Source organism: Fervidobacterium sp., assembly GCA_026419195.1.
Classification (GTDB): domain Bacteria; phylum Thermotogota; class Thermotogae; order Thermotogales; family Fervidobacteriaceae; genus Fervidobacterium.
The window spans coordinates 329302-340826 of the sequence record JANZZV010000001.1 but is presented as its reverse complement, the minus strand read 5'-3'; the positions used below and the strand labels follow the sequence as shown (position 1 = coordinate 340826).

The 11525-nt window shown below is 35.9% G+C and carries 12 protein-coding genes; all 12 read left to right on the top strand.

The annotated features are described in order from the left end of the window. The first annotated feature begins 85 nt into the window (after positions 1 to 85). The 12 genes from N2Z58_01595 to N2Z58_01540 are packed head-to-tail and all read left to right on the top strand — an operon-like array spanning position 86 to position 11523. Positions 86 to 886 (top strand): hypothetical protein, encoded by an 801-nt coding sequence (locus N2Z58_01595; GenBank protein ID MCX7653364.1) that lies wholly within the window; start codon positions 86 to 88, stop codon positions 884 to 886. After that, positions 883 to 1779 (top strand): stage 0 sporulation family protein, encoded by an 897-nt coding sequence (locus N2Z58_01590; GenBank protein MCX7653363.1) that lies wholly within the window; start codon positions 883 to 885, stop codon positions 1777 to 1779. Before N2Z58_01595 ends, N2Z58_01590 begins: the two co-directional genes overlap by 4 nt. Next, positions 1754 to 1912, top strand: a complete 159-nt coding sequence (locus N2Z58_01585; protein ID MCX7653362.1) for a DUF2905 domain-containing protein — start codon at positions 1754 to 1756, stop codon at positions 1910 to 1912. Before N2Z58_01590 ends, N2Z58_01585 begins: the two co-directional genes overlap by 26 nt. 15 nt (positions 1913 to 1927) lie before the next feature. Further along, complete coding sequence (glpK, locus tag N2Z58_01580) at positions 1928 to 3373, top strand: glycerol kinase GlpK (GenBank protein ID MCX7653361.1); 1446 nt, start codon at positions 1928 to 1930, stop codon at positions 3371 to 3373. Further along, entirely contained in the window at positions 3331 to 3804 is a 474-nt protein-coding gene (gene tsaE, locus N2Z58_01575; GenBank protein MCX7653360.1) for a tRNA (adenosine(37)-N6)-threonylcarbamoyltransferase complex ATPase subunit type 1 TsaE, read from the top strand. Before glpK ends, tsaE begins: the two co-directional genes overlap by 43 nt. Then, a complete protein-coding gene (lon, locus tag N2Z58_01570; protein ID MCX7653359.1) occupies positions 3805 to 6237 on the top strand; it encodes an endopeptidase La in 2433 nt (810 codons plus the stop codon). It abuts the gene before it with no gap. Beyond that, positions 6176 to 6784, top strand: coding sequence for a ribosome biogenesis GTP-binding protein YihA/YsxC (gene yihA, locus N2Z58_01565; GenBank protein ID MCX7653358.1), 609 nt, complete (start codon positions 6176 to 6178; stop codon positions 6782 to 6784). The genes lon and yihA overlap by 62 nt, the downstream gene beginning before the upstream one ends. Before the next feature lie 24 nt (positions 6785 to 6808). Then, on the top strand, positions 6809 to 8437 hold the full coding sequence (gene argS, locus N2Z58_01560) for an arginine--tRNA ligase (protein ID MCX7653357.1): 1629 nt from the start codon (positions 6809 to 6811) through the stop codon (positions 8435 to 8437). A 31-nt stretch (positions 8438 to 8468) separates the two neighbouring features. Beyond that, complete coding sequence (locus N2Z58_01555) at positions 8469 to 9869, top strand: HAMP domain-containing histidine kinase (protein MCX7653356.1); 1401 nt, start codon at positions 8469 to 8471, stop codon at positions 9867 to 9869. Between the two features lie 20 nt (positions 9870 to 9889). After that, entirely contained in the window at positions 9890 to 10759 is an 870-nt protein-coding gene (locus N2Z58_01550) for an HDOD domain-containing protein (protein MCX7653355.1), read from the top strand. Further along, the gene (rbfA, locus tag N2Z58_01545; GenBank protein ID MCX7653354.1) at positions 10737 to 11114 is read left to right on the top strand and encodes a 30S ribosome-binding factor RbfA; all 378 of its coding nucleotides are present in this window, start codon (positions 10737 to 10739) and stop codon (positions 11112 to 11114) included. Before N2Z58_01550 ends, rbfA begins: the two co-directional genes overlap by 23 nt. A 34-nt stretch (positions 11115 to 11148) precedes the next feature. Beyond that, a complete protein-coding gene (locus tag N2Z58_01540; protein ID MCX7653353.1) occupies positions 11149 to 11523 on the top strand; it encodes a flagellar protein FlaG in 375 nt (124 codons plus the stop codon). Positions 11524 to 11525: the final 2 nt, after the last annotated feature.

Below are 11525 nucleotides of genomic sequence, written 5' to 3'. Positions count from 1 at the left end.
AACATGCATAATAAAAGATATTGTGGTATAATTAATTTACAAACGATGCAAAAGGTATGTATTTTTGGGGAGGTGTTTTGAAGGTTTGGATGAAAAGAACATAGAATTTGAGACTGGAAAAAGCTACTGCTTGGTTGTGCACAACAAAAGTTATGGTAAGCATATTTTAAAGAAGTTCATTTGTGGAGATTTGGAAAACAACTTGATTATCGAGCCTGATAGCAACATAGGCATAGACGACATCAGAGAAGTTATAGATTTTCTTGATTTCAGGTCAGCAAACGATAAAAAAACAGTTGTAATACTCGAGGCAGACAAAATGACACAAGAAGCAGCAAACGCATTTCTCAAAACTCTTGAAGAACCTCCTGAATATGGAATTATTATTCTTGTGACTTCTCGCTATGCTTCTTTACTACCAACGATAAAGAGCAGGGTTCAAAAGATAAATGTTAAATTTCCAGCTTTGTCGAATGATTTAAGTGATTTTGAGAAACATATTGTCTTTTGGAATTTTGACTACCTTGAAAGAATTAAGAACGGCGACTATGTTGTTTTAAGCGAGGATGATTTACAGAACGACGAAATAGATGAACTTAGTGCGTCGTTAACATTGAAATCGTTAGTTGATAAGTATCAAGCACTTCCTTTCGATGAGTTCTTGAAATTCACAGGGAAATTATCTAAGATAAACAATTTTAAATTTCTCAAGATATTCAGTAAAGTTATTAGCTGGTACATTTTTCAAAAGAATGACTTATCTAAAGGAGAGAAATTAAAATACTTAAAGATTTGCGATGAAATTCAAAAAAGTAAACTCGCCAATTTTAATTATCAATTAACTTACCACGTACTTCTTCTTGGACTAAGAGGTGATAACCTATGAGTTTTCAAGCAACGGTGTATGGTGTAGAATTAATGCCAATGGGTAAGATAGTCTACTATGGTGACAATGGAGAAGAATTTAAGTACGGAGATTACGCTATTGTTTTAAGCGAATTTGGAGTGGATTACGGTAAAATATTGCTTGGGCCGAAAGATATAAGTATAGACGATGTAGATTATGAGATAAAACAAATAATGCGTAGGGCAACAGAGGAAGATCTTAGGATAATTGAAGAAAATCAACAAATCGCAAAAAGTGCAAGGGAAATAACAATAGATTTGGTAAAAAAACATGGACTTCCAATGAAAATACTGCAATCTAAATATATTTTTGATAGAAGCAAGCTTGTCATTTACTTTAGTTCCAAGACACGTGTTGATTTCAGGGAACTTGTAAAAGATATAGCTAAGGAATTTAGAACGCGGATTGAACTTAGACAAGTAGGTGTAAGAGATGAGATGAAATTCATAAGAGGACTGGGACTGTGTGGATTGAAAAGTTGTTGTTCGTATTTCTTAAGAGAATTTGACAGTATAACATTGAAACATGCCAAAAGACAACAAATGATGATCAACACATCTAAGATAACAGGACCGTGTGGTAGGCTGCTGTGTTGTCTTATGTACGAACACGACTTTTACATAGAAATGTTAGAGAACATTCCAGACGAAGGGTCAACGATTTATTATGATGGCAAGATTGCTAAGGTGATAACTGTAAATGTGTTTCTTTCAAGAGTCACTCTCCAAACAGACGATGGGGAAATGGTTGCATTACCATTTTCCTATTTTAAGGGGGGAGAAAATGCAGGAAATTGGAAAGTTATTGATCATGGTCGGAGCGATGATTATTATAATGGGATTGACGATGTTTCTGATATCGAAGATGAGTGATTTAAAATGGTTGCCAGGTGATATTGTGATAAGAAAGAAGAATTTTGTACTCATTATACCTATAACATCTATGATTTTGTTAAGTGTGATCTTAACGGTGGTGCTAAACATTATCTCTAAGTTATTTAAATAAACCGGGGTGATAAGAGTGTATATAGGACTAGACCAAGGGACAACAAGTACGAGGGCTATTCTTTTTAACGAAAATTTCAGTATTATACACGAAGCCAGACGAGAATTCAGACAGATATATCCGAAGGAAGGTTGGGTGGAACATAATCCAGAAGAAATTTGGCAAACAGTGACGGAAGTAATTGAAGAGTGTAAGAGAGTTGCACAGGCGAAAGGTGGCCAGATTCGTGTCATCGGTATCACAAACCAAAGAGAAACAGTTGTAGCCTGGGATGAGAAGGAAAAAAGAATTCTTTACAACGCCATCGTATGGCAATGTAGAAGAACATCGGAAAGATCAAGTGAACTAAGGAAGGAATTTGGGAGAGCTATAAGGGAAAAAACGGGACTTGTAGTTGATCCATATTTTTCCGCAACAAAAATAGAATGGTTATTGAATAATGTTGACGATGTAAAAAAATCAGCACAAAACGGCACGTTGCGATTTGGTACAATAGATTCTTTCCTCGCATGGAAATTGACAGGTAAACATGTTACAGATGTTTCAAACGCATCAAGAACTATGCTTTTTAACATACACACACTTGATTGGGACGACGAACTTTTACAACTCTTTGGTGTTGAACGAGATTTCTTACCAGAAGTGGTTGATACTGCACAATACATTGGTGAAACACAAGACGGTATACCTGTTGCGGCTCTTGTAGGTGACCAGCAATCAGCACTTTTTGGTCAGACTGCGTTTGAGACAGGCGACGTTAAGTGTACACTCGGGACTGGTAGTTTTATCCTTATGAACACTGGGGAAAAGATTATTGAATCGCAACATAATTTACTTAGCACTGTAGGTTGGAAGATAGGTGCTGAAATTATCTATGCAATCGAAGGCAGCGTTTTTACAACTGGAACCCTGGTTAACTACCTTATAAAGAATTTAGGTTTTGCGAAGGATAGTTCAGAACTAACGGAATTGGCACTCCAAGTTGGAAACAACGGAGGAATATATTTTGTACCCGCTTTAACTGGACTTGGAGCACCTTATTGGGATCCATTTGCTCGTGGTCTCATCGTTGGTTTAACTCCAGGGACTGATAAAAGACATGTAATCTATGCTGCTTTTGAGGGAATTGCATTCTCCGTTGGACAGCTTGTTACATTGATGGAAAAAGAAAGTAAGATAAGTATTAGAACCCTGAAAGTGGATGGAGGAGTATCAAAAAATAACCTTATTATGCAAATATTATCTGATACCGTTCAAAATGTGGTTGAGAGACCAGTAAACAGGGAAACAACAGCTCTTGGGGCAGCCAGTTTGGCAGCCATTGCAATGGGATGGGTTAATAAAAGTAAGCTGAAAGAGATAAGGCAAATAGATAGAATATTTACTCCAAAGGAAAATCGCAAGGAGGAATTTGAAAGGTGGAAACAAGCAGTAAACCGTTCATTGAATTGGGGCTCTTGACCGAAGATGAAGTAGTAGGTTTAGGTGAAAAGTTGGCAAATTGCTTAAATGAAGGTGATATACTTTTGTTATCTGGAGAGATTGGTTCTGGTAAGACTACTTTCGTTAGAGGATTTGTTAAGGGACTGGGTTGCTGTTCTTCAATTGTGACAAGCCCGACATTTACTTTAATGAATGTTTATAATTGCACGAAGAAAATTTTTCACATAGATGCTTACAGATTGAATGGAATTGAAGAGGCTTTCTTTGTACTCGGAGGCGAACTTGAAAGCCGAGATGGAATATTTATAATCGAATGGGGAGAATTAATAGTGGAATTTTTTAATGATGATACGATCAATATACGATTTGAACACGTTGATGAAAAACGTCGAAGATTAACATTGATAACCTCTGAAGACCGAATAAATATCATCAGGAGGTGTATATAGTTGGCAAATAATGAAAATGTGCCTAAGAAAAAATTCTCACGGTTAGAAAAAGAGGCTAGAAAAAGTAGGGAAGAGAAGATCTCTATCCCGAATGAATTGCCTGCTATAGCAATGAGAAGTAATATGGTTATATTTCCAAATACAGTTGTACCATTTTACGTTGGTCGCGAAATATCACTTATGGCTCTTGAAGAAGCTATGGAAAAAACAAATCAACTTTTATTTGTCGTTAATCAAAAAGATCCAGCTATAGAAAATCCGACGGAAAAGGATCTTTACAAAATAGGTACAATTGTGAGAATCATACAAATTGGGAAATTGCCGGATGAAACTTTTAAGGTTCTCGTCGAAGGAATAACACGCGCAAAATGGATTAAGAATGTTGGAGAAAAGTTTTTCAAGTTTGAAATCGAGATTTTAAGAGCACGATATGGAAAGTCTAAAAGATTGATCGCCTTAATGAGAATGGTCAAAGAAGAATTACACAAATACGTTCAATACTCGCGTAAGATTCCTCCAGAAACATTAATGTTGCTTGAAGACGTAGACAATCCAGATGTGTTTGCTGATATAGCTGCTTCTTTGTGTCCTGGTTCAATTGAAGAAAAGCAAGAACTACTTGAGGTAGTGCATCCAGCTTCAAGACTTGAAAAGATTCTTGACATACTTGCTCGTGAAACTGAATTACTTGAAATTGAACAACAACTTGATCAAAAAGTTAAAGAACGAATAGAGAAAACACAAAGAGAATATTATTTAAGGGAAAAATTAAGGGTTATACGTGACGAGCTTGGTGGAGAAGAGGATGTTGAAATAAAAGAGATAAAAGAAAAAATCAGCAAAGGGAATTATCCAGACTTTGTTAGAGAGAAAGCACACGCTGAGTTAAACCGTCTTGAAAAAATGTCACCATATGCACCAGAGGCAACGGTTGTAAGAACGTACTTAGATTGGATATTGAACCTACCTTGGTATGAAAAGACAGAGGATACAGAAGATATACAATTCGCAGAGAAAGTTCTTGAAGAAGATCACTATGGTTTGGAAGAGCCAAAAAGGAGGATTCTCGAGTATCTTGCAACAAGAAAATTGTCTGATAAAGCCAAAGCACCGATAGTGTGTTTTGTAGGCCCACCAGGAGTTGGTAAAACATCGCTTGCAAGGTCTATAGCAAGAGCGATGAATAGGAAATTCGGCAGGATGTCACTCGGTGGCTTAAGAGATGAAGCAGAAATAAGGGGTCACAGGCGTACGTACGTTGGTGCATTACCGGGTAGAATAATTCAACTTGTAAGAAAATTAGGCGTTAAGAATCCTGTCATTTTGCTTGATGAAATAGATAAAATGGGGATAAGTTTTCAAGGTGATCCTGCTTCTGCTTTACTTGAGGTCTTGGATCCAGAACAAAACAAAGAATTTGTGGACCATTACATAGAATTACCTTTCGATCTGTCAGAAGTATTGTTTATTACAACTGCAAATGTTTTGTACACAATTCCACCAGCATTACGTGATAGAATGGAAGTAATTGATATATCAAGTTATACGGATGTTGAAAAGTTCCACATAGCCAAGAACTACATTATACCTAAAATAGCTTCCGAGTTTGTCGATCAAAAAGAAAAGATATTTACATTTAAAGACAACGCTATAAAAAAGATTATAAATGAGTATACTATGGAACCTGGTGTACGTGAGCTTGAGAGAGAATTGAGAAGTGTTGTAAGAAAAGCAACCTTAGAGTTTGTAAAATCTGGAAAGACTGTAGTCATTACAGCGGAAAAAGTTAGAGAATATCTTGGTGCAGGTAAGATAAAGGAAGAAGACAAAATAGAAAAACCAATGGTTGGCGTGGCTACGGGTTTGGCCTGGACACCAAATGGTGGAACAACGCTTTACATAGAGTCTTCACTAATACCAGGAAATGGTAGTTTAATAATCACCGGTCAACTCGGTGATGTTATGAAAGAATCAGTAAGAATAGCACTCAGCCTCGTAAGAAAACTGGTTGGTGATAGTTATGCTGAAAAATTTTCGAAAAATGACATACACGTACATGTGCCAGAAGGAGCTGTTCCAAAAGATGGTCCCAGTGCAGGTATAACCATAACCACTGCTTTGATATCAGTTGTAAAAGACATACCTGTAAGAAATGACGTAGCGATGACCGGTGAAATAACACTAAGAGGTAGAGTATTACCGGTTGGTGGAATAAAGGAAAAAGTCATTGCTGCATACAGGAAAGGCATATACAATGTCATATTACCAAAGAAAAATGACGCTGATCTTGAGAAGGTTCCAAAGGAAGTAAAAGAAAAAATGAATTTCATTTTTGTAGAATCCATAGAAGACGTCTTGGAGGTGGCTTTAGATGCGAAGTCCGATAAAGATAGAAAACGTCGTGCTCGAAAAAGTGATAGCCAAGACCGATGATAAGTTTCCACCTCCTTTAAAAGGGGAATTTGCGTTTGTTGGTCGTTCAAACGTTGGTAAGTCAAGTCTTCTAAATGCACTTGTTGGGAAAAAAGTTGCCTTTGTTAGTAAGAACCCCGGAAAAACAAGGACTCTAAATTATTTTTTGATAAACAACAGCTTCTATTTTGTCGATTTGCCTGGATATGGTTATGCGCGAACCTCTAAAGCAGACAGAGAAGCTTGGCGAAAGATAATCGAAAGATATTTTAACGAGCGTTCATGGAATATGAAAAGTCTTTTTACCCTCATAGATTCAAGGCATGAGCTTATGGAATTAGATGAACAATTGCTCGAATGGGTACAGATTGTTGGTTTAAAACCTGTTGTAGTACTGACAAAAGTTGATAAATTGGCATCTTCAGAAAAAACAAAACAAATAGAATATTTCAAAAAAATCCTTTCACAGTATGGTGTTGACGTTATTATTCCATGTTCTTCTAACACTAAGGAAGGATTAGACAAGATATGGAATGTTATTGTTGAAAAACTCAATAATGAAATATAAACAACGTATGGAGGTCTTGTTGGCATGATTAGAAGAGAAATAGAGAGCCTTTTAAGAAGCTTTTTGATGGAAACAGGATATGAATATGATTTTGTTGTTGAAATTCCCGAGGAGCAATTTGGTGATTTCTCAACAAACGTTGCGCTTGTTGGTTCAAGGTACTTTAAGAAGTCTCCAAGAGATGTTGCAAAGTTTTTCTCAGAAAGACTTACAGGGCATCCAATGTTTGAAGAAATTACAGTAGCAGGCCCTGGGTTCATAAATTTTAGGGTATCCAAAACTTTTTATCGAGACTTTCTTGATGCATTTTTAAGAAACCCAAAGGAGATTTGGAAGTTCAAAAATAAAGGTAAGGTGTTACTTGAATATGGTAGCGCTAATCCAACAGGTCCGTTGACAGTAGGACATGGAAGGCAAATAGTTATCGGAGACGTGCTTGGAAACATACTAAGTTATATCGGATATGATACGACTAAGGAAATGTATTTAAACGATGCTGGTAGACAAATAAAATTGTTAGCTAAATCTGTCTGGGTGCGTTATCAGCAATTGCTAGGTCACGAAGAACAAATTCCAGAAGATGGGTACCGTGGTGAGTACGTAATAGACATAGCAAAGACCGTTCTGAAAGAACATGGTGAGGAATTTGAGGGTGTTTGGAACGAAGAAGTAGAAGAGATTTTTAGAAAATACGCGCTTGAAAATATTACAAAGATGTTTGAAACAACCTTAGAAAAAATAGGTGCAAAATTCGATAATGTCTACAGTGAAAAGAGCTTAATAGACGATGGAAGTGTTAAGGAAGTTCTCGACATACTTGATAGTAAGGGATTGATCTACGAGCAAGACGGAGCTATTTGGTTCAGAGTTTCCGATTTTGTCAACGAAAGTGATAAAGTACTTGTAAAAAGTGATGGAAGCTATACGTACTTTTTGACTGACATAGCATACCATTACAAAAAATACAAACGGGGATATGATGTTGCAATTGACATATTTGGAAGTGATCATCATGGACATTTACCACGCATGGAAGCAGCAATAAAGGCATTGGAAATACCTGATGATTTTGTAATATTTGTATTACATCAGTTTGTAACATTGAAACGTGGAAACGAAGTTGTTAAAATGAGTACACGTGCTGGAGAATTTGTAACGGTGGATGAATTATTAGATGAAGTGGGCAAAGATGCAACACGCTATTTTTTTGCAATGGTAGATGTTAATACACATCTTAATTTTGATCTTGAGCTTGCCAAATCACAAACTAACGAAAATCCTGTTTATTATGTACAATACGCACACGCAAGAATATCAAGTTTATTTGAAAATGCCAGAAATAAAGGAATAAAATTCACATTATTAGACAATATCGAACTTCTGGAAAATCCGAGTGAAATGAGAATTATAAAACTCATTTCATCCTTTGATGATGTGCTTGAACGAGTTAGAGATAAGTTATCTCCACATTATCTTACAGATTACCTTGAGCAGTTATCCTCTGCCTTTCATAAGTTTTATGCAGAGTACAAGGTTGTCGATCCTGAAAACCCTGAGTTAACCAATGCAAGGCTCAATCTTGCACTCGGAGTGAAAATAGTACTTTCCGAAGGATTAAAATTACTTGGTATCAGCGCACCTGAAAAAATGTAAGAGCAAAAGGGATTAAAAAGGAAGTGTTAAAATGGAAATTCAACAACTTCTTTCAAAGTACATGCTTGAGATATCAAAGGTCACGAATGAAGAAACGCTTTACTCAGCATTCTCAGGTATATTACGAAAAGTTATAGAAATAAATGTGCTGAATGTGTTACGTTCAGAAGAAGTAATTTATTGTGAACCTTCAGGTGAGTACATTGAAAACGAACTTTTTTCTGACTATATCCATTGGGTAGAGGAGCGATTGTATCCAACTTTCTTGCCACTTGAAAATGGATACATTGGTCTAATTCCCATCTTTAAAGCACGAAAGTCACTTGCCACAATTGTTATCAAAACAAACAACGAGCCAACTGCTGAAATTATAGATTACGTTCAACTTCTTGCGTACTTATCAGGAATAACCTTAGAAAACCTTAGGTTGCTGGATTTTGTTGATAGAGCAAGGGAATATTTTGAAAGCATCATAAACCTTTCAAACGATGGAATATTGATTTTGAACAACGTAAATGAATTGGAGTTTATTAACAACAAGGCAAGGGAAACAATAGAGAAATTGCCTAAGGTTCTTGATATGATTTTAAATCATATCAATATGCAGGAGAGTTTCTTTGAAATCGAGGAAAGCAATCTTTTCTTCAGTATATCCACAAAAGAAGTGGAGCTACTTGGTGAACGAAAGATACTGGTGAATGTAAGAAACGTCACATCTGAAAAGGAAGTCCAGAAATTAAAAGAAGTTGATAAAATAAAGACAAACTTTATTGCAAATATATCTCACGAATTAAGAACACCCCTTGCAGCCATTAAAGCTTACGTTGAAACTATACTGAACATGCCAATGTCACAGGAAGAAATACAAGATTTCTTAAATATTGTTTACGGTCAATCATTGCGTCTTGAAGAGTTGCTAAACGATCTTCTTGATTTTTCACAACTTGAATCACATACGATGAAGATATTTAAAGAACCATTTAAAATATGCGAAATTATTGTTGATGCTATGACAACGGTTTCTAAGATGGCAGAAGACAAAGGCGTAGAGATAAAATATGATTGTCAAGACACCACAATTAATTGTGACAAAAGGCGTGTAGAACAAATATTTGTAAATTTGCTAACCAATGCGATAAAATTCTCAGATCCATCAAAAACGGAAAAATACGTCAACATACAGGTAAGTGATGAACTTAACAATGTGAGAATAATAGTCGAAGACAATGGTATAGGCATTCCTCCAGATAAACTTGATAAGATCTTTGAAAAATTTTACAGGGTGGATAATGAGTTAACGTATTCTGTGCCAGGAACAGGCTTGGGTCTTTCTATTGTAAAAGAAATTGTTGAATTGCATGGTGGAAAAATAGAAGTATACTCTGAACTTGGCAAATATACTAAATTTATTGTAATTCTTCCAAAAGAATAAATAAAGAGGCTGTGAAATTTATGATTAGAGAACTAATCTCTTCCATTACAGAGATTCCCACACCAGATATTGTTGTTCAACAAATTATATCTACTGCATCTAACCCGAACACGAGTGCAAAGGAACTTGAAAAGGTAATCTCAATGGACGTTGGACTCTCGACGAAAATACTAAAACTGGTTAACTCAGCATATTATGGCCTGCCAAGAAAGATAACGAAATTAAGTGAAGCAGTTGTGATAGTTGGTTTTAAAACTGTTAGAAATCTGGCGTTAAGTGTTTTTACTTATTCCGCTCTCCATTCGAAAACAACTTTTATTGATCACGACAGACTCTGGTCACATTTTATGGCAACGGCTATATTTTCAGAACAAATTGCAAAAGATGTAGGATTCATGAATCGTGAAGAAGTCTTTTTAGCTGGGATGATGCATGATGTTGGTAAACTTGCTTTGGATCTTATCCTTCCCGCTTATATATTTGAACTTGCAAACGTTAGCAAGAAAATGGAAAGACCGATGTTTATAATAGAATACGAAAATAATTTTGAAAACCATATGGAGATTGGTGAGGAATTACTACGACATTGGAAATTTCCCGAAGAATATGTTACCGTTGCAGGACTGCACGAAAAGCCGTCGCTTAATCCTAATTCACCTTATATTGAAATGATTTGTATTGTGCATTTAGCAAACGTATTTTCAAACATATTGTTACCCGAAACTTCTTTATCTTACGGTGAACCATATCTTGATCCTTTGATTTTCAACGTGCTTGGAATAAAACCGTCAAGACTTGAAACCATGTATAAAGAAATGAAACAAATTTTGTCTAAATCGAAAGATATAGTATTTGGAGGTGTTGAAGATGAAACAAGAGTACAAACTTAAGATGTTGGAGTCAGAATTGAGAAAAGTACTAGCGGAAGCTTTAATGGAAATGAAAGATCCATACATAGAACCAATAAGGTCTTTGATCACAATTTCAAGAGTAGAAGTTTCCAAGGATAAAAGATACGCCGATATTTACGTGAGTGTTTTTGGCGATGATAAGAAAAGAACAGAAATTGTTGCTTACCTTGAGGGAAAAAAAGGATATTTTAGAACATACGTGGCAAAAAATATACGAATGTACATAGCACCCGAATTGCGTTTCAAAGAAGACAAAGGTATTGAAGCAACTGTAAAAATCGGAAAATTATTAGATTCTATTAAAGAAATGGGAAAAGACACCGATAATAAATAAGGGATATTATACTCTCAAACTTGGAGGGAGTAGTATGGACAGTGTAAAAGGGATTAAAGCTGTTGGTAATGAACTTATAGTAACATCGCCGGGGAAAAAGGAAGCTGAAAGTCTCGAAAAGACAAATCAAGAAACATTCCAAAATTCCAATGTTATTCAGAATTTTAGGAAGACGGAGAAAAAAGTTGAAGAAGAAATTGACATATTTAAGGAAAACTTTGAAAAGCTGAAGAAATTATTTAGAGGAGAGGCGGAATTCAAAATAGATAGAGAAACGAACATGGTAGTTATAAAAATTAAAGACCCTGAAACAGGGGAGGTTATCAGACAGATTCCCCCGGAATTGGCCGTAAAGCTGGCTAAAAACATACAGGAACTGTTGGGGGTTCTGATGGACGAGAGGGTGTGAAA